Origin of the sequence: Microcoleus sp. BR0-C5 (assembly GCF_036705045.1) — a bacterium.
In the GTDB taxonomy this organism is placed as follows: domain Bacteria; phylum Cyanobacteriota; class Cyanobacteriia; order Cyanobacteriales; family Microcoleaceae; genus Microcoleus.
Window position 1 is genome coordinate 7,005 of sequence record NZ_JAUBTR010000069.1, and the last position, 19,162, is coordinate 26,166.

Genomic DNA, 19,162 nt, shown 5'->3' on the forward strand with positions numbered 1-19,162 from the left:
CTGTGTTAACTGTGGCGGGCGTCCCGCCTGTGTTAACTGTGGCACGGGCGTCCCGCCTGTGTTAACTGTGTGTGGCACGGGCGTCCCGCCTGTGTTAACTGTGGCACGGGCGTCCCGCCTGTGTTAACTGTAGTTAAAATTTACACATATCCTACGCTAATTCGAGCTTCAAAGTTGGCAACAGCTTTTCTAAATTTCTGAGAGATTTCTGTTGCCAAGGAATATCATTTGAACCCAATACCAAAAGTTGAATAGTTTTCTTTTTTCGGACGCTAATGACAAATTTAGACAGCATACTGATACCGGAACTGTTAACAAATTCCAATTGTTTTAGGTTCAAGGTAATAGTAGGCGGTTCGCCATTGGCGACCTCATCTAATAATTCGGCTATTGGTGCATACTCTGCTGGGCCGCTCAGGCTGAGTTCGCCTTGGAAAGTGACTGTGACTGATTCTCGATCGTATTGAATGCTGTAATCTTCACCTTTAATTTCTTGAATGCCCATTGTGATTTTGTTTCCTGACTAAAATATTGCGATCGCACAAGAGAGTAAATATTGAAATGCTAGAAACTAGACCCTAATTTGAACCACAGTCGTAACAATGATGGTATCACTATCTGGCCTGGGCTCGAATTTCCAACCTATCTTAGCTGAATAGTCATTAATCATCGTCAGCAATCCCAATCCAGAGGTGTCACTTTCAGATTCCGCATTCTTTTCAAGCTGCTGCAAATAAAGTTCATTGGGATCGGAAGCCATAATTTCTTCAATAAACTCCTTCAACTTATTCGCCCCTTCTGAAGTGACACTATTACTGGCAAAAATTACCGCCGTCACCTCGGTTTCACCAATAAAGTGGATGCCAAATCTGACCTTGTAATTGGTATCATCGTTATTGAATTTTATCGCATTTTCTAACAGTTCGTTTGCTACGTAGCTCACAGCTCCCTTGCTTTGTTTGATCCGTTTTTCGCTGGTAGCATCCTCCTCATCCACAGGTAGAAAGCTAGACAAATAATCGGCTACAAAATGAGCTGAAAGCCTGTTGTTGCGCCAGCGCTGTTTGATCGGGCGAGAACTGGGGGTAAATGTAAGTTCTAGGGAGTCGTGTTCAGGAGGAAATTCTTCAATGAATTCTCCAAAGATTTGTGTCATTGTTTTTAAGCTTCCAGATGTCATGATTTTTCTGCCTCCAATTGATGTATTAATGTCACTTCTGGGTGAATTTCCACACGCCATTCCAGTTAGCAGGAATACTATTTTCTAACAGCGATTGGATGCGTTTTCGGTAAATTTGACTGGGCTTGTCATCTGGATTTAGGGCTACTATCTGTTCAAAACAAACTAGGGCATTAGCAAAATTTCCCTGACAATATTCTTGGAGTCCTTCCTCAAATATAGGCAAAGTTTGAATTTTGAGCGATCGCACTGGTTCTACTTCAACATCTAACACCTCACAAACTGTAATGGCTTCTTGTCTACCTTTGACAATAGCCCGATCCAAAAAACGGATATGATACTTTTCGGGTTGACTCAAACGTTGTACCACATCTCCCGAAATTAATAAAGATACGCCATAATACTTAGTCAAACCTTCCAGACGAGCGGTGAGATTGACATGATCTGAGAGCGCATCTGCTTGCATCCGATTCGCATCTCCAATAATCCCAACCATCGTATCACCCACATGGATACCAATGCCAATCTTTAGCGGTATATCCCCATTTATTTTACGGCTTTGATTGTATTTTTGCAACTGTTCCAACTTCACAATTCCTGCCTGAATAGCATCATCAACGCCATCGGGAAAAACTGCCATGACTCCATCTCCAATATACTTAACAATAAAACCGTTGTGCTTCCGAATTTCTGGACTAACTTGCTGTAAATAGTTATTGATGAAGTCAAAGTTTTCTTGAGGAGTCATTTGCTCCGCCATCGTGGTGAACGAACGCATATCGGAAAACATAATTGCCATCTCTTTGCTCACGTGATCTCCAAGCTGGAAATCAACCATGCTTTGCTTGCCGAGAAATTGGAGAAATTCATCGGGAACAAAACGTCCGTAAGCCTGCAAAAGTTTCTCTAATTCTTGTTCCCGCGCTTTCACCGTTTGCACCATATGGGAAAATACCTGTGCCAGTTCTCCCAGTGCATCACTGCGCGCTGCCACATCTGACAATATCTGGGGTTGAAAGCTATTGTTTTTTACAGCAATAGCTGCATCTATAACCTTTTTTACCTGCTCGATGTAAGTCTGCATCTCTCGGTTTTTATGACGAATCTGGTTTTCCAGATCCGTGGAGTGTTCCGTGATAATTTCTACTAAGGTTTCATAGCTATTTTTTTCATCCTCTACTTCCTCAAGTTTTTCGCTCAACTCCCGTAGCTGGGTATGGAGTTCTTCTGGAGATTTAGATGATGCTAAATTTATTTGTGGTTTCATAATTTATACTTCCGAATCGGGAAGCGAAAAATTGTTTAACTCGCTCGCTGTAAAATATTATAACTTACAGGCGCGGAACTCGAAATCCGGTTTATGCTTCGATGCTTGACCAGTAAATCCAAGACCCCTCGTCGTAGGAACCGCGTTGACGACCGTCACTCATAAATTATGCACAATATTTCCCTGTTGCTTCAATACTAGCAAAGTAATGTCATCAAATACCTTTTGTTCTCCAATAAATTTTCGCAAATCAGCGATGGTGGCTTCCTTGATTTGTTCGGCGCTCAAATGCCAGTTTTGAGAAACCACTTCACAGAGTCTTTCAATACCGTAGAATTTTTTGTGCATATTTCTAGCTTCGGGGATGCCGTCAGTATAAAGCACCACCCCGTCCCCCGGCTCTAAGTCTACTAAAACATGGCTTATCCAATCGGAAATATCCTCATCTAAGCCGATAGGAAATCCTAAATTTATGGTGTCTATCCGCTGGATTTTACCGCCTTTCCTGACCACAAGAGTTTCCTCATGTTGGCCGCTGATACTAATGGTGCGCTTCGCATAGTTTAGCAAAGCTAGTGTCATATTTTTGTCGGAGTTCATGCGCTGGACATTTTTATAAATAGTGCGGTTGAGGGTATCTAAAAAACGCACCGGGTTGGATTCTTGCATTTCCTGAAGAGTGCGGACAGCAGCTTGAGTCATCACCATCAAAATGCCGCTTTCCAATCCGTGTCCGGTGACATCACCAATGCAAATCGTGACAACTCCGTTAGTACAAAGTACGTCGTAGTAATCACCACCTACTTCCGAGGCTGGCTCCATAAATCCGGCAATATCTAAATCTTCAAGGGCTGCAAGTTCAGCAGGTTTTGGCAGAATCAACTGCTGCATTTGTTTGAGCATATCGAGCTCAGAGCTCATGCGGAGGTTTTCCGCTTTCAGGCGCTGGTTGAGAGCAGCAATTTGTTTAGTGGCTGTAGCGAGTTCAGAGGTACGTTCTTTGACTTTATCTTCTAGGGTTTCAAAAGATTCTTGCTGTTGTCTCGCCATGCTGTTAAAGGAATTTCTTAAGGTTTCAATTTCCAAAATCAGACTGGAATCAACGTTCTGGTTGAGAGCACCACCTGCTAGATATTCTGAAGCTTGAGCAATTTGGTTCAGGGGGCGAGTAATCCAGCTAGCAGTGAGAATACCCGCTCCAACAGAGACAATTAGAGCCACAATACACAGCAAAAAAGTCTGGCGAGTGTTAGTATAAATTTGCGCCATAAAGTCGCCTTCAGGAACTACTACTACAATCAGCCAATTGAGACCGTACTTGTCAGTTAGCGGAGAAACTTGGAGAAATTGCCGCTCACGGTTCAGCTTAAAGTCAAGTTGAACAGTTTGATCGATGTCTTCCAAATGCTTGAAGCGTTCGAGCAGATAAACCACACTTTGACGCATCAGTCTGTTGCTGCTTTCCTGTGCTTTTATCCGCTTGGTATCTTTGCCTATTCCCACCGAAAGAGGCTGTTCTTTAACCGAAGTGGCTATTAACTCACCCTGGGGTTCAATGATAAATACTTGACCGGAATTACCCACCCTTAAGGTTTGCAAGAAGTGGCGAATTTGATCTAGTCCCATCTGGCAAGTCAGCACGCCAATTAGTTTCCCTTCGGCATCATAATAGGGTAGACTCGCATTAATTTGCAGCGTACCGTAGCCAAAATTAATATAAACTTTACTCCAAGCTGCCTGTTTCTTCTCAACAGCTACTCTGTAAAAAGGGCGCGTGCGAACGTCATAATTGGGCGTGTTTTTTTCGATTGTTGTCGGGTTTCCATTATCGTCAAGGTTGTAATATATCAAGTCGCCGCCCCCCGGAATCAGTTGCTGGGCAAGCTGAGGTTTTTCAAGTCCAACTAGCCGATTTACCCAACCCACACGCAGGTACTGACCTTTTTCGTTGGCAATTCCCGCGTGACCGATCGACTTAAATTGCAGAACTTGTTTCCAAAAATATGGTCTAGCTTGCTCCAAATCGTCAAAGTTCAACACCCCCAAAGGTACAGCATCCTGATTGATCTGATTCACCAGTGGCGGAGCTTCCAAATAGGTTTGAACACGTTCGTAAACTCTCGCACTCACTTCGTGCCGCAACTGACTAACAATATCGTTGACTATCTGCTCTCCGTTTCTGTAAGAGAGATAGCCAACGCAGCCAACAGCCGCCAAAATTTGGAGAACAAAGGGAACTACCAAGACATTGCGGAGACGGAATTTGCCCGATCTGGAGACGATCGCACTTTTTTGAGAAACCATTGTTAAAAACACTCCCAGCGGGCAGTTTTTTGTTACAAGACTTGATAATAGATATATTAAGAGCGACGGACAATGTTATCATATCAAAAACTCAACCAACATCAAAAAATTTGCGTTCATCAGCGCTCATCTGCCTCCATCAGCGGTTAAAATAAAACCATAAATCCCAACAAAAATGCAAATTACTCAATCCCTCCACAGCGCCATCCTCATCTCTAACCTGGAAAAATCCCAACACTTTTACAGCACCGTACTAAGACTGCAAAAAATCGATCGAGACTTAAAATTTCCCGGAATCTGGTATCAAATCGGCGACTTCCAGCTCCACCTAATTTTAGCTGCCACAATCATCCCAGATGCCGTAGACCATGCCAAATGGGGACGCAACCGACATCTAGCATTTTCTGTGGCCAACTTAGAGGCAGCCAAACAGCAGTTAATCGCTCACAATTGCCCGTTCCAAATGAGTGCGTCAGGTCGATCGGCATTATTTACCCAAGATCCCGACGGGAACATCATCGAACTCAGCGAGTAACAGATGAAAATCATCGCTTATTCTTACACCGAACCGCTACTGGAAGCAGCACCCGCATCGGAAATTTGGGGTCAAGAAGTCGATCGCACCTATCAAGACTTAGGAGGGCGGCAACAACTTCAGCAACTCCTCAAAGACTGCCAAACAGAACCAGTCAAATACTTATTAATTCAGCGGTTTGAAGAACTAGGCGACACATTGCAGCAAGTGTGTTCGCACCTCGCCCAACTCGAAAACCTCGGCGTCGAAATCATCGTACAAGCAGAAACAGAACCGCGAAACCGCCAAAACTTGCTGCAAATCCTCGCAGAAATCCAGCGCAGCCAACACAGCCGGAGTATTCGTAAAGGACACGCCCGCAACCGCATCAAATCACGGATTCCACCGGGTAAGGCTCCCTACGGCTACCGGCGGGGCAAAGATTGTTATACGATCGATAAAACCACCGCCCCCACCGTCAAAGACTTTTTTGAACACTTTTTAATTTACGGTTCCTTGCGAGGTTCCGTGCGGTATTTAGCCAAGAAATACAACAAAAAAATCTCTGTAAGTACCGGCCGCCGCTGGCTGACAAATCCCGCCTACCGAGGCGATTTGGAATATCAAAACGGCCAAGTAATTTCTAACACCCACGTCCCGATTATTTCCAGAGAAGAAGCCGCCCAAATAGACAGGTTACTGCGCCGCAACCGCTGCCTTTCTCCTCGCAGCGCTAGCGCCCCACGTTCCCTCGCCGGTTTAGCAATTTGTGCAGAATGCAAATCGCCCATGACAGTTGCCAAAGTCACCTCCTACCGCAAAGAAAAAGAATACCTTTATTTGCGACCGATTAACTGTCCAAAACAGCCTAAATGTAGCGGCCTTTCCTACGATGAAGTATTGCAATTAACCATCGCCGGTATTTGTCGAGATTTACCCGATGCTGTTGCTGGGTTACAAATGCCGAATATGAATGGAATTAAAGCAGGAATTGTCAGGGCGATCGCATCGAAACAAGAAATCATAGAGCAACTTTTGGCCCTGATTGACAGCGGCATATTAGACATGGAAACGGCAGAGTTGAGAGCATACAAAATTCGCACCGAAATTGCCGAACTGCAAAGCAAATTAGCGCAACTACCCCCAGTAAATTTGCGAGAAATTGCCCAAACAGTTTCCCTGCCGCAATTTTGGCTCGATTTATCAGAATCAGAACGCAGGTTTTACTTTCGAGAATTTATCGATCGCATTGAAATCGTCCGGGAAAATACAACTTGGAAACTGCAAATTATTTTCATTTTTTAAGGATTAGATCGACGTTCATCCATAGCTCCTAGGTGAGATGCCCGACTTCTTAAATAATTCGGGTATGTGGGTATTCTCTTAGTTCGGTAGGAGTGGACTGCGTTTGACAAGCATCGGTTTCAACCGCTGAATTATCTTTTGTAGCCTTTAGCCAATAGGCGATCATCTCTCCTTTTCCTTTAACCGCGATCGCACCTCTTTCCTCAAATAAATACTGATCTTTTAACTGTTCGTAAATAGCAGTAGTAACTTGAATATATCCCGGTAAGCCTTGACATTCCATCCGAGAAGCAACATTAACAGTATCTCCCCACAAGTCATATATAAATTTTTTAGTGCCAATTACGCCAGCAACTACGGGCCCTGTATGAATGCCAATCCGAATTTGAAATGGTTCGCCTCTGTCAGTTTGAAAATCCGCGATCGCTTCCTGCATATCCAAGGCCATTTTCGCGATCGCTTCTACATGATCTGCCCTCGGCACAGGCAACCCCCCCGCTACCATATAAGCATCTCCAATTGTTTTAATTTTTTCCAAACCGTGTTTTTCAGTTAGTTGGTCAAACCTTGAAAAAATCTGGTTCAGTACATTTACCAATTCTAGAGGTAACATTCTAGCAGCAATAGACGTAAAATCGACAATATCGGCAAAAAGAACTGTTGCTGAATCAAACCTCTGGGCAGGAGAACCCTGGCCCTTTTTCAAATTTTCAACAATCGCTGCTGGTAAAATATTCAGCAATAAATGATCCGACTTTGTTTGAGCCAGCCGTAAAGCTACCTCCACCCCCTGCCGCTCTTTAATTTCGTTTTGCAAACGTTCGACAAGTTCTTGGAATTGCTTCGTTTGCTCTTGAAGTAACTGTTGTTGACTTTGAATTGTTAACTGATTTGCCACTCGTGCCAATACTTCTTTACCTTGAAAAGGTTTAGTAATATAGTCAACTGCTCCCACATCAAAAGCTTTCACCTTATCTAAAACGTCATCTAAGGCGCTTAAGAAAATCACGGGAATGGAACTGGTTTTTGGTGAAGCTTTCAACTTTGCACATACCTCATATCCATTCATGTCTGGCATCATCACGTCCAGCAAAATTAGAGTCGGCGGAAACTCTTGCACTGTAGCGATCGCCCTTTGCCCGTTCAGCGCTTTACGAACCTGATATCCTTGTTCGGTCAAGATTGTAGATAAAAGCCGCACATTATCGGGCTTATCATCAACTACTAAAATGTTGGCTTGAATTGTAGGATATTGATAGCTGTCCATGCGATCGCTCACGGTAGTTTTTCAAAATAAAAGATATTAACACTTAAGAAGTTTACCTCAACAAAAACGAAACCATATAAAAGGAGATTGTCTCGCATAAAATAAGATAGCAACGAGACGCTATATGGGCTTAAATTTAGGTCTTTTGAAAATATAAAATCTTCCTCCAATTACATTGATTGAAAAGAGGTATTTTTACCTCGATGCAACTGCTGATTGTGCTATCTCTATAATATCGTCAAATAGGAAATCCTGCACCAATGTAGTTAAATATTGTGCGGAAAAAGCCAACTGGCTAGGCATTTCCTCAATCAACTTGACAATTTTCTCATCGCAGCATTCATGAGCGGCATGAGATATCTGTTCTACCCACTCAAGAGGCATTTGACTGAGTTGTAACTCGACAGATTGATTGCTAGTCACTCCGCTAATTTCGCTGTCATTGTCTAGTGGTGCATCAACAGATTCCTCGTAAATGTAACGCAATCCTAAAAGTTCTTCCATTTTCGCAAATAATATCTTTGCCTCGAAAGGTTTACGCATGAAATCATCGCAGCCTGCTCCTAAAATAGTTTGTCGTTCTTCTTCAAAAGCGCTAGCAGTAAGAGCAACTATTGCAGTTTGTTTTCCAAGAGGATGAGCTTTAATTTGTCTTGTGGCTTCATAGCCATCCATGACAGGCATTTGCATATCCATCCAGATCAGGTGCGGTTGCCAATCCTCCCATACAGCAATAGCTTCTTGACCATCTCTAGCCGATCGCACCATGAGGCCTAGTGGTGATAATAATCTCTCTATGACTAGGCAGTTATCGGCGCGATCGTCAACAACCAAAATCCGGTATTCTGGTTGATTCGGTGCTAAACCAATTACTTTGTTCTGCGGTTTAAGGATTTTAATCTCGCTGGGAGGGGCAAGGCGGATTTGAATATCAAATGCAAACTTACTTCCCAAATCAGGTGTACTGCTGACAGTAATATCTCCTCCCATCATTTGTACAAATTTGCGGCTAATTGGTAAACCTAATCCAGTCCCCTGTTGAGACTTTTGACCTGTTTTTGTTTGCTCAAAGGGTTCAAATAACTTATTCATCTCTTCAGGGGCAATGCCAAGGCCAGTATCTTCAATTTCAAACTGAAGGCGTAAAAATTCCGACTTTTGTAAAAATACCGGGCGAATAGAATTCGCGTCTACACAATCAAAGTCCGCCTGCGCGGACTGATTAGAACCCGCGCACCATCCGGGTTTTGTTTGTATAGCTGCGCTTTCAACCGCCAAGCTTTCTTGTGTGTCATAAAACTCTAGGGTTTCAGCCCCCAAACTTTCTTCTACCTTCTTTTTAACTCGCAAAGTAACGCTACCCATCTCTGTAAACTTGATCGCATTTCCTACAAGATTAATCAAAATTTGCCGCAGTTTACCTTCGTCTCCACTAACAAAGTGTGGTACGCCGTCACCCACTTCCAAATTTAGCTGCAATTTCTTAGATTTAGCTTTTAATCGAAACATTTCTTCTAAGGTTTTTAGCAAGCGCATTAAATTAAAACTGCTTTCATTAAGCTGACTTCGGCCCGCTTCAATTTTGGACATTTCCAAAATATCATTAATTAGCGCCAGCAAGTGTTCACCCGCGCGATTAATAATTTCTAGGTGCTGTTGGTGTTGATTGTTGAGAGATGAATCGCGCACCATCACCTGACTAAATCCGAGAATGGCATTCAGGGGAGTCCGCAATTCATGGCTCATAGAAGAAAGGAATTCGCTCTTGGCGCGGTTAGCTGTATCAGCAGCTACGACAGCTTCTTGTAATGCTGTTTCTGCTAATTTGCGATCGGCAATTTCTGTTTGAGCTTGTTCAAAAAGGGTGCATTGCTGGATGGCAATTGCTAGCTGTACGGAAATTTGCTTGAGAGATTCTATCTCAGAAGAGTTCCAATGCCTTTGACTGCGGCAGTGATGAGCAATGAGTAGCCCCCATAGTTTTTTACCTTGCAAAATGGGAACCACGAGGTTAGCTTTAATTTCCAACTCGCTCAGTAAATTAACGTGGCACTCTGAAATACCAGCCGTATAAATATTGTCGATCGCGCGCAGGTGTCCCTGCTCGTAAACAGAGACGTAGCGTTCTCGAAAACAAGGGTCATTAATGTCAATTCCCAAAATCGGCATCGTACTGACAGATACCGACTCGACGGCTATAAATCCACTCCAATCTGGGTTAAAGCGGTAAATAACTGTTCTATCAGTTGACAAAAACTGGCGAATTTCTTCAACAGCCATTTTCATTACTTCTTCTAGGTTAAGAGATGAGCGAATCCGCTCTTGAATAGCATTCACGAGCCGCTCTCTTTTAACTTGTTGCTGCAAGGCTATTTCCGCCTGTTTGCGAGCAGTAACATCGACTCCATAACCCACGCACTCCACAGGTAGACCAGCAGCATCTTTGACTAACTTGATCTCATCGTAAATCCAGCGATAACTACCGTCTTTGTGCCGTTCGCGGTATTCGTAGGAAATCGATTCTTTTTCCAATATCTGAGCGAATGAAGTAGCAACAATCTCTCGATCTTCTGGATGAACCAGGCTATGCCAATCAAGGGAACCATCAACAAATTCTCTCGCTTCGTAACCAATCATTGAAACAATATTATCGCTGACAAATGTTACGTCATAATTTCCCCCTAATTTGCAGCTAAAAATCACCGCCGGAGTAGTCGCCAGCAAATATTGCAAACGTTCGGTGACAGAACGCAAGTTTAACTCAGCTTGCTTGCGATCGCGAGCTTCCATTGCTAAAGCTGCGATCTGCGCCACATAGCTAGCGAAGCTTTGTTCGTCGAGCGTCCAATTCCTGGTCGTTCCCAGATGTTCTAAACAAATTACACCCGCAATTTGCCCTTTATGGGTAATAGGAACATCTAGCATCGACGAGATGTTTAAAGGCATCAAATAAGATTCGCTAAATTCTAGGGTGCGCGGATCGGTTTGGGCATCAACCGCTGCGAGTACCTGTTCTGTATTCAAAGCTTGGAAATAGCTAGGATACTCAGCAACTTTCAGTTCTGCACCGGCGCTGTGTTGATCGGGCGTCAGTTCGTAAAGATCCGCACAGCACATTGCGGATTTATCTTCCTGATAAAACCAAATACTTGCCCGATCGACATTCAGGGTACGAGTTGCCATTTGCGTAATCTCTCTCAACGCCTCGCTGATATTTCCCTCGTAGATACTAGAATTTTTGGCTAATTCTAGCAAGCCCGTTTGTTGTTCTGTTAACCTAGTTTCTCGTTCGCGTAAAGCAGATTCAGCGACAATTCTTTCTCTAATTTCTGCTTCTAAATAACCATTGATTTCTGTCAACTGTGCCGTGCGTTCTTGAACTTTAATTTCTAAGTCATCATAAGCGTAGCGCAACGCTAATTCTGCCTCTTCACGCACCGCAATTTCACTTTGCAACTTGCGATTTATTGCCTCTAATTCTTGGGGGGTTTTTAAAGACAAAAACTGGGGCAATAGTGTTACCATTGAGGCGGCAGTGAAGCAGGAAACCAGTGCAGTAATTCCTTTTTCAATCCCCGACAGCCAATAAGCGGAATGCCACAAAGTCCAAATTTCTAGCAAGTGACCCGTACCGCAGAGAATAATAAATGCACCGAATAAAGCAAATATGCCTAAAAAAGGAACATCGCGCCGCTTGAAGATAAAATAAATCAGCATCGCCGGAATTGAATAGTAGGCGATCGCGATTAAAAAGTCCCCTGTTACGTGCAGCCACACTAAAGGCGTTTGCCAAAGATAGCAATGACCGTGAGGCATATACTGAGTTGGAGAAAAAATATTTTTGAGTGCTTCCCACATAATAGTTGTTATTGGCAGATAATAGGGATTTGATGATGCCTAAGTTAGGAAAAAAATAAAATAAACCTAAAAGTGTAGCTGGATTCAGCATTATTTATTAACGCCTAAACCCTGCTTATTCATAACAGCTTGCTTCTGCACTAGATGCCGATCGCCAAATTGCGATCGCCAAGGAATTTCAATGATAAACTCAGTACCTCTCCCAAGCTCGGAAGTGCAGCGCAAATAACCTTCATGGGCTTGAATAATCTGATAAGAAATTGCCAAACCCAGCCCGGTACCAGCACCGATAGGTTTCGTTGTATAAAATGGATCGTAAATTTTGGCGATCGCATCATAATCTATGCCAGTGCCATTATCAGCAATGTGAATCTGCACCCACTTGCCATCAACTAAAAGCGTGCGGATGCGAATTTTTAGCAGTGGGCAATAGGTGTGTTGTAACTTGTCAGAGAAATTATTTTCCCAATAGCCGTTGGTCAAATCTCCCTGCTGTGCCATCTGTTCTAAAGCATCAATAGCATTAGAACAAATATTCATAAATACTTGGTTAAGCTGCCCAGCGTAGCATTCCAATAGTGGCAAATCTCCATACTCTTTAATCACTTGAATCGGCGGACGGTTTGGTTGTTCTTTCAAGCGGTGCTGCAAAATCATTAAAGTGCTATCGAGTCCTTCATGAATATTTACCTTTTTCATGTCGGCTTCGTCTAACCGGGAGAAAGTTCGTAAAGATTTAACAATCTCCCTAATCCGCTCTGCTCCAATTCTGATTGAACAAAAAAGTTTTTGCAGGTCTTTTAAAATAAAATCGAGTTCGATAGTGTGAATCTTGTCTGCAATTTCCGGCGCAGGAGTGGGGTAATAAACTTGATAAGCCTTAATCACTGCCAAAATATCTTTAATGTATTCCTCAGCCGGAATCAAATTGCCATAAATGAAGTTAACAGGGTTATTGATTTCGTGGGCAACCCCAGCTACCATTTGCCCCAAAGACGACATTTTTTCAGTTTGCACGAGTTGAGCTTGAGCGCCTTTAAGTTGTTGCAGAGCGTTTTCTAAATGCTGAGTTTGTTCTAGCAGTTTAGCTTCCGAGTGCCGCAATGAATTTTCAGCCAAAGAGCGATCGCGATTTTCCTGTAGCAAAAGTTCATTAGTGGATTCTAAAGCGATCGTCCTCTCAATAACCCGTTTTTCCAATTCTAGCATTAATTGCGAGAGTGCTTCTTGAGCTTGTTTGCGCTCGCCAATCTCCTTTTGTAAAGCTACATTTGCCACCGCCAATTGATCTGGACTGGGAATAGCCAAGATTTTTGGGATTAGTTCCACCAGCACTGCTGCTGTACTTAGCGAAATCAGCGCCGTAATCGCTTTAAGAAAACCAGAGAACCAATAATTAGGATGCCACAGCGTCCATATTTCCATAATATGGGTAATCCCGCAGCAGACAATAAAAGAGCCAAACAGCATAAAAACCCAGTCAAAAGGCACGTCTTTCCGCTTATTAACAATATAAATCAGCGTGATGGGTATCAAAAAATAAGCCACGGCAATCAAACCATCGGACAAAATGTGCAGCCCCACTAATCCAGGCTTCCACAAGTAGCAATGACCGTGAGGAATAAAATAATTAGGAAATATTTTATGAACCATTTGCATTAAATCAACTAGGTTATTTGCTAAAGTTTTTAAAACAGGATTACAGGGAAATCAAAAAACCTGCTAGCACAAAAAGAAGAATTATGCTTTTGGACTTAACGCTTGTGATGAGTAAATGCAGCGATCTGAAACTACTGTTAATTAAATTAACATCAATCGACTAAGCTTTAGCAAAGTCAACTGTCACATTTTTAATTCTGCCTTCACTACCAACTGTGACACCGAAATGACATTTTCGCCAACGATCAAGAAAAACTCAGCGCAGATTCCTTTCCAGTAGGAGCACCAGCGCCCATTTAAATTGGGTTATAGCACTCAGCGATCAGTCACGCAACGGGGTAATCACCAGATTTATGGGATTTCACAGATTTAACTTAACGAAGAGAACCATTCTCAAAAGCCTGTAGAGGTTGGTTCACTCTTGTACCCTTGAAGAGTGCAGACAGGTTCAATACACCCGCCCCTACCCCGCGAGGGAATTCTTTATTGATAGTGATAGTCTTCGGAGGAGAATTAACCGATGTGACCAATTACCCTCTGAGAAATGTCGCGACAGGAGCGTGTGGCAATCCAATAGGCGATCGCTCTGAGCTTTACACTCAATCATAAGTGATAATATCAACGATACACTTATATGGTTATTGCCAGTTATGACGATAGATGAGGTACTACAGCTAACTCGTGTGCGATTACAAAAAGATTTATATCCCGTACAAGAAATCATACTCCGCCAAGTTTGGGAAGGAAAAACTTATACAAGTATCGCATCTGCCTCTCATTACGGAGAGCATTACCTGAGAAACATCGCCTCATCATTGTGGCAATCTCTCTCTCAAATCTTGCAGACATCTATTAGCAAATCAAATTTTCGCTCTTGTGTAGAATCACGTTCCCTGACCACAGAGGAACGAGAATTAATTGAAGCATTTACCCGCAGCCAATGCCTCGCAACACCTTTAGAATTTCCCGGTTCTCCCGTGCCCCTGGATTCGCCATTTTATATCCCTCACCCGCTAATTGAAGAACTCGCCTATCGAGAGATTACCAAACCAGGAAGTGTGCTGCGGATTAAAGCTCCCAGGAAGATGGGAAAAAGTTCCCTTCTGCTACGGATTTTAGATCGCGCGACTTCTCTTGACTATCGAACTGTAAGTTTAGATTTTCAGCAAGCCGAGGAAGCTGTCTTAGCCAATATCGATAAATTTTTACGCTGGTTTTGTGCCAACATCAGCCGTAACCTAGAATTACCACCTCTATTAGATGATTATTGGGATGAAGACATGGGTAGCAAAGTAAGCTGCACCATCTATTTGCAACAATATGTATTAGCAGAAATAAATACTCCTCTTGTGTTAGCTTTAAATGAAGTAAATATAATTTTTGAATATCCCAAAATTGCTAGAGAATTTTTGCCGCTGCTGCGAAGCTGGCATGAAGAAGCAAAGCGGATTGAAACTTTGGGAAAACTGCGGTTAATTGTTCTTCACTCCACAGAAATTTATATTCCTTTAAAGATAACTGAATCGCCTTTTAATGTCGGTTTACCGCTGCAATTGCCCTATTTTACAGAAGAGCAGATACTTGCTTTAGCCCAGCGTCACGGACTGGATTGGACAGATGGCCCCGATGCCGATCGACTGATGGCAATGGTGGGGGGACATCCTTATCTGGTGCGGCTAGCTCTTTACCACCTCTGTCAAAACAGCGTAAGGCTAGATCAGCTACTACAAGAAGCTCCGACAATAGCGGGAATTTATAAAGATTACCTGCGGAGTTTTTGGGCAACATTGCAAGAGTATCCCGAACTGGCGGTTGCACTTAAACAAGTGGTAAAATCTGAGTGTGGAGTGGAATTAGATCCGATAGTGGCTTCTAAATTATTTAGTATGGGGCTGATTCATATCGATAACAACCGCTGTACGCTAAGCTGCGAGTTGTACCGCCTATATTTTGGTTCGCACAACTTTATTTAGAGCCGGCTTTACAGTTTCTTTTCGTAATCCAATATCCGCCTTGAAAACTCCACTTTTCCTGGCGATTGGAAATCGCTGCTATACAAACAAAGTCCGCCTACGCGGACTAAAAAAAAGGGGGTAATTAACCAAAATTTGGCATTATTTATATTATAATGAAGCTCCAGCACCACATCCTCACCTCTAAATAAATTTACTACATACTCACCTTTAAACCCACCCATAAACGGCATGACCCAGGTAACATACCAAATTGGGGGCAGTCTCGCCAGTGATGCGCCTACATACGTAGTGAGGCAAGCAGATTCCGAACTTTATGAAGCCTTAAAAGCTGGCGAATTTTGTTACGTGCTTAACTCCCGGCAAATGGGCAAATCTTCTCTCTTAGTGCGTACCCTGCACCGATTGCAAGCAGAAGGTTTTCAATGCAGCACAATCGACATGACCCGCATCGGTAGCGAAAATATCACTCCTTTACAGTGGTATAAAGGAATTGTTGGGGATTTGTGGCGCAGTTTCAATCTTGTAGGAAAAGTTAATTTAAAAACCTGGTGGCAAGAACAAGAAGAAGTTTCTCTCCTGCAAAGATTGAGTCAATTTATTGAAGAGGTATTATTAGCGAGATTTCCTAACGAGCGAATTTTTATATTTGTCGATGAGATTGATAGTATTTTAAGCTTAGATTTTCCCGTCGATGACTTTTTTGCCTTAATTCGTTATTGTTACAACCAACGAGCCATTAATCCAGAATACAACCGGATTACCTTCGCGATTTTTGGAGTAGCTGCACCCAGCGATTTAATAGCAGATAAAAAGCGCACTCCCTTTAATATCGGACAAGCAGTAGATTTGCCCGGTTTTTCCTTGGAAGAAGCCTCTCCTTTAACTCAAGGGTTAGAGAGTGTAGTTAGTAATGCCGAGGCAATTATCAAAGCAATATTAGCTTGGACTTCTGGGCAACCATTTCTGAGCCAAAAGCTGTGTCAATTGATAGTAAGAGCGACGCGAGAATCTCATAGTGATGTGCTGATAATTCCACGGGGAACAGAAGGCTTTTTTGTGGAAGCGGTGGTGCGATCGCAAATCATCGATAAATGGGAATCTCAAGACGAACCAGAGCATTTAAAGACGATCCGCGATCGCATCCTGAGAAATGAGCAACGTGCTGGCAGACTACTAGGCATCTATCAAAAAATCTTACAAGGAGTGGAAGTACCAACCGATGACTCGCGAGAACAGGTAGAACTATTGCTGTCTGGTTTGGTAGTAAAATCTCAGGGGTTTTTACAGGTAAGAAACCAGATTTATCAAGAAGTATTTAACACAAAATGGGTAGAAAAAAATCTCGCTTCCTTGCGTCCATACTCTCAAGCCTTTGATGCTTGGATAACGTCCAAGCAGACCGATAAATCCCGACTGTTGCGCGGACAAGCCTTGAAAAATGCTCAAGCTTGGGCCCAGGGTAAAAGTTTGAGTGACTTAGATTATCAGTTTTTAGGCGCTTCTGAAGAATTAGACCGAAGAGAAATGCAGGTAGGATTGGAAGCAGAACGAGCTAAAGAAATTGAAGCCAGACTAACTGAAGAACAAAAAAGATTAGCTGTAGAGAAAAAAAGTTCGAGGCGGCAAAGGTTTTTGCTTTTTGTAGTAACTATAGCATTAATTATCGCCTCTGCCTTGGGGCTAGCGGTGTATTTTCAGTATCGGCAAACTGCTGTCAGCGAAATCAAAGCGATCGCCAAATCTTCCGAAGCACTATTCGCCTCAAATCAAAAATTAGACGCATTCATAGAGGCAATCAGAGGAAAGCGACAACTGCAAAAGTTAGGTGGTGTAGACCCAGAACTCGAACGCTCAGTTAAAGAAGCTCTCCATCAAGCTGTTTATGGAGCAGTTGACTATAATCATTTATCGGGGCATAACAATGTGGTGAATGATGTCACATTCAGTCCTGATGGGGAACTCATCGCCTCAGCTTCTGCCGACAAAACGATCGATCTTTGGGAAAAAGACGGTACAAAACTAGGAACGCTTCAAGGGCACAACAATGCAGTCTGGGGAGTGGTATTTAACCCCAGAGGGGATGTAATTGCTTCGGGTTCTGGGGATAAAACAGTCAAAATTTGGCGTAAAAACAGTACAAAATCAACCAAGGTTAAGCTGAATTATACCTTATGGCAAACCTTAAAAGGACATACCAATAATATTTCACAAGTCGCGATCGCTCCTGACGGTCAAACTATTGCTTCGGCTTCTAAAGATAAAACAATTAAACTCTGGAGTACAGACGGCAAACTGCACAGAACTCTCACCGGGCATACAGATGAAGTTAACAGCGTTGCCTTTAGCCCGGACAGTCAAACTATTGCATCTGCTTCTAAAGATCAAACCATCAAACTCTGGAATGCAGACGGTAAAGTGATCAGAACCCTCACCGGACATACGGATAGAGTTATGAATGTTGCCTATGCGCCGGCAGGCTACGCCAACAGCCCTTCAGAATATCTCATTGCCTCGGCGAGTGCGGATAAAACAGTCAAACTTTGGAAGCTTGACGGAACTTTAGTCAAAACCCTAACTGGACACAGCGATGCCGTCACCAAAATCGCTTTTAACCCTCAAGGTGGTTTGCTTGCCTCGGCAAGTCTAGACAGAACAGTCAAACTTTGGCAGCTTGACGGGACTCTGGTCAAAACCCTGCTAGTCGCTAAAGATGTCGTCTCTGGATTGGCTTGGAGTCCTGACGGGAAAATCTTTGCCTCATCCAGTTGGGATGGCCCGATCGCACTCTGGAAGCTTGATGATAGTTTGTTCAAGACTCTTAACGGACATCAAGCATCAATTTACACCATTAAATTTAGTCCTGATGGTAAGACAATTGCCACCGCCAGTCGTGATAATACCGTTAAACTTTGGCGGCTTGATGGTAGCTTAATTCGCACTTTCCCCAAACAAGCTGATAAAGTTTTCGGAGTAAATTTCAGCCCAAAGGTCGCCACGATTGCTACAGGCGGTTATGACAGCACTGTTCGATTGTGGCGACTCGATGGAACCTTAATTAAGACTTTTACTGGACATCAAGGTAGAGTTTTCGCGGTTGATTTCCATCCAGATGGACAGTCACTCGCCTCGGCGGGTGAGGACAAAACGGTCAAAGTCTGGAGGATTGACGGCACCCAATTGGCAACTCTCAAAGGGCATAGCGATCACATTAACGGAGTTGCCTTTAGTCCCGATGGAAAGCTCATTGCCTCTGGTAGTGTGGACGGTACTGTCAAACTTTGGCAGTGGGATAATGCGATCGCCTCTGGAAAGCCCAGCTACAAACTTCTACACACTTTAACCAGCCATCGCCGTCAGGTAGCGGGAGTGGCATTTAGCCCTGATGGCAAGACTCTCGCTTCAGCAGGTATGGATAGCATGGTGAGACTTTGGCGGTTGGATGGTACAGAAATTAGAGCCTTAAAGGGACACAAAAATGGGGTATTCGGAGTGGCATTTAGTCCCGATGGCAAGACTCTCGCCTCAGCAAGTTTTGACGGCACTGTCAAACTTTGGAGGTACGATGGTCAAGAGCTTGAAACTTTAAAGGGACATAGCGATGGGGTGTTCGGAGTGGCATTTAGCCCTGATGGGAAGTTAATCGCCTCAGCCAGTCAGGATACCACAGCAATTGTGTGGAATTTAGAGCGAATTTTCCAGCTCGATTTTCTCCAGTATGGATGCGACTGGGTGCGAGATTATCTACGCACAAATGCCGAAGTGAAGGAGGAGGATAGGCATCTGTGCGATGCCGTGGGCGATCGTTAAATTCTCCGAAACAATTAACTATAAA

11 protein-coding genes are annotated in these 19,162 nt (G+C 43.3%); 4 read left to right on the forward strand and 7 right to left on the reverse strand.

What is annotated here, in order from left to right; all coding sequences use genetic code 11:
• Positions 1–151 precede the first annotated feature (151 nt).
• The 4 genes from QUB08_RS25255 to QUB08_RS25270 all read right to left on the reverse strand — a co-directional run bounded on the left by QUB08_RS25255 (position 152) and on the right by QUB08_RS25270 (position 4,751).
• Positions 152–505 carry a slr1659 superfamily regulator gene (locus QUB08_RS25255; RefSeq protein WP_333228153.1) on the reverse strand — a complete coding sequence of 118 codons (354 nt, stop codon included), beginning with the start codon at positions 503–505 and terminating at the stop codon, positions 152–154.
• A gap of 66 nt (positions 506–571) precedes the next feature.
• The gene (locus QUB08_RS25260; protein WP_333228155.1) at positions 572–1,180 is read right to left on the reverse strand and encodes a DUF6272 family protein; all 609 of its coding nucleotides are present in this window, start codon (positions 1,178–1,180) and stop codon (positions 572–574) included.
• A gap of 31 nt (positions 1,181–1,211) precedes the next feature.
• Positions 1,212–2,447, reverse strand: coding sequence for an adenylate/guanylate cyclase domain-containing protein (locus QUB08_RS25265; protein WP_333228157.1), 1,236 nt, complete (start codon positions 2,445–2,447; stop codon positions 1,212–1,214).
• Positions 2,448–2,606: 159 nt separating this feature from the next.
• Positions 2,607–4,751, reverse strand: a complete 2,145-nt coding sequence (locus tag QUB08_RS25270; protein WP_333228159.1) for a SpoIIE family protein phosphatase — start codon at positions 4,749–4,751, stop codon at positions 2,607–2,609.
• A gap of 175 nt (positions 4,752–4,926) precedes the next feature.
• Here QUB08_RS25270 and QUB08_RS25275 point away from each other — a divergent pair, with 175 nt between their 5' ends.
• Together QUB08_RS25275 and QUB08_RS25280 are read left to right on the forward strand one after the other, a co-directional pair.
• Positions 4,927–5,286 carry a VOC family protein gene (locus tag QUB08_RS25275; protein ID WP_333228161.1) on the forward strand — a complete coding sequence of 120 codons (360 nt, stop codon included), beginning with the start codon at positions 4,927–4,929 and terminating at the stop codon, positions 5,284–5,286.
• Positions 5,287–5,289: 3 nt separating this feature from the next.
• The gene (locus QUB08_RS25280) at positions 5,290–6,570 is read left to right on the forward strand and encodes a recombinase family protein (RefSeq protein ID WP_333228163.1); all 1,281 of its coding nucleotides are present in this window, start codon (positions 5,290–5,292) and stop codon (positions 6,568–6,570) included.
• A 49-nt stretch (positions 6,571–6,619) separates the two neighbouring features.
• Here the strand turns inward: QUB08_RS25280 and QUB08_RS25285 are convergent, their stop codons facing one another.
• The 3 genes from QUB08_RS25285 to QUB08_RS25295 form a co-directional block, all read right to left on the reverse strand.
• The gene (locus tag QUB08_RS25285) at positions 6,620–7,837 is read right to left on the reverse strand and encodes an adenylate/guanylate cyclase domain-containing protein (RefSeq protein ID WP_333228179.1); all 1,218 of its coding nucleotides are present in this window, start codon (positions 7,835–7,837) and stop codon (positions 6,620–6,622) included.
• A 195-nt stretch (positions 7,838–8,032) separates the two neighbouring features.
• The gene (locus QUB08_RS25290; RefSeq protein WP_333228165.1) at positions 8,033–11,695 is read right to left on the reverse strand and encodes a GAF domain-containing protein; all 3,663 of its coding nucleotides are present in this window, start codon (positions 11,693–11,695) and stop codon (positions 8,033–8,035) included.
• A 90-nt stretch (positions 11,696–11,785) separates the two neighbouring features.
• Positions 11,786–13,354 (reverse strand): ATP-binding protein, encoded by a 1,569-nt coding sequence (locus tag QUB08_RS25295; RefSeq protein ID WP_333228167.1) that lies wholly within the window; start codon positions 13,352–13,354, stop codon positions 11,786–11,788.
• A 650-nt stretch (positions 13,355–14,004) separates the two neighbouring features.
• Here QUB08_RS25295 and QUB08_RS25300 point away from each other — a divergent pair.
• Together QUB08_RS25300 and QUB08_RS25305 are read left to right on the forward strand one after the other, a co-directional pair.
• The gene (locus QUB08_RS25300) at positions 14,005–15,327 is read left to right on the forward strand and encodes an AAA-like domain-containing protein (protein WP_333228169.1); all 1,323 of its coding nucleotides are present in this window, start codon (positions 14,005–14,007) and stop codon (positions 15,325–15,327) included.
• 231 nt (positions 15,328–15,558) lie between these two features.
• Entirely contained in the window at positions 15,559–19,137 is a 3,579-nt protein-coding gene (locus QUB08_RS25305) for a WD40 domain-containing protein (protein WP_333228171.1), read from the forward strand.
• Positions 19,138–19,162: the final 25 nt, after the last annotated feature.

Excerpts from the sequence above, each read along its gene's own strand:
- QUB08_RS25270 (WP_333228159.1), bottom strand. The coding sequence starts at position 4,751 with ATGGTTTCTCAAAAAAGTGCGATCGTCTCCAGATCGGGCAAATTCCGT.
- QUB08_RS25265 (WP_333228157.1), bottom strand. The coding sequence starts at position 2,447 with ATGAAACCACAAATAAATTTAGCATCATCTAAATCTCCAGAAGAACTC.
- QUB08_RS25295 (WP_333228167.1), bottom strand. The coding sequence starts at position 13,354 with ATGCAAATGGTTCATAAAATATTTCCTAATTATTTTATTCCTCACGGT.
- QUB08_RS25280 (WP_333228163.1), top strand. The coding sequence starts at position 5,290 with ATGAAAATCATCGCTTATTCTTACACCGAACCGCTACTGGAAGCAGCA.
- QUB08_RS25300 (WP_333228169.1), top strand. The coding sequence starts at position 14,005 with ATGACGATAGATGAGGTACTACAGCTAACTCGTGTGCGATTACAAAAA.
- QUB08_RS25285 (WP_333228179.1), bottom strand. The coding sequence starts at position 7,837 with ATGGACAGCTATCAATATCCTACAATTCAAGCCAACATTTTAGTAGTT.
- QUB08_RS25290 (WP_333228165.1), bottom strand. The coding sequence starts at position 11,695 with ATGTGGGAAGCACTCAAAAATATTTTTTCTCCAACTCAGTATATGCCT.
- QUB08_RS25260 (WP_333228155.1), bottom strand. The coding sequence starts at position 1,180 with ATGACATCTGGAAGCTTAAAAACAATGACACAAATCTTTGGAGAATTC.
- QUB08_RS25255 (WP_333228153.1), bottom strand. The coding sequence starts at position 505 with ATGGGCATTCAAGAAATTAAAGGTGAAGATTACAGCATTCAATACGAT.
- QUB08_RS25305 (WP_333228171.1), top strand. The coding sequence starts at position 15,559 with ATGACCCAGGTAACATACCAAATTGGGGGCAGTCTCGCCAGTGATGCG.
- QUB08_RS25275 (WP_333228161.1), top strand. The coding sequence starts at position 4,927 with ATGCAAATTACTCAATCCCTCCACAGCGCCATCCTCATCTCTAACCTG.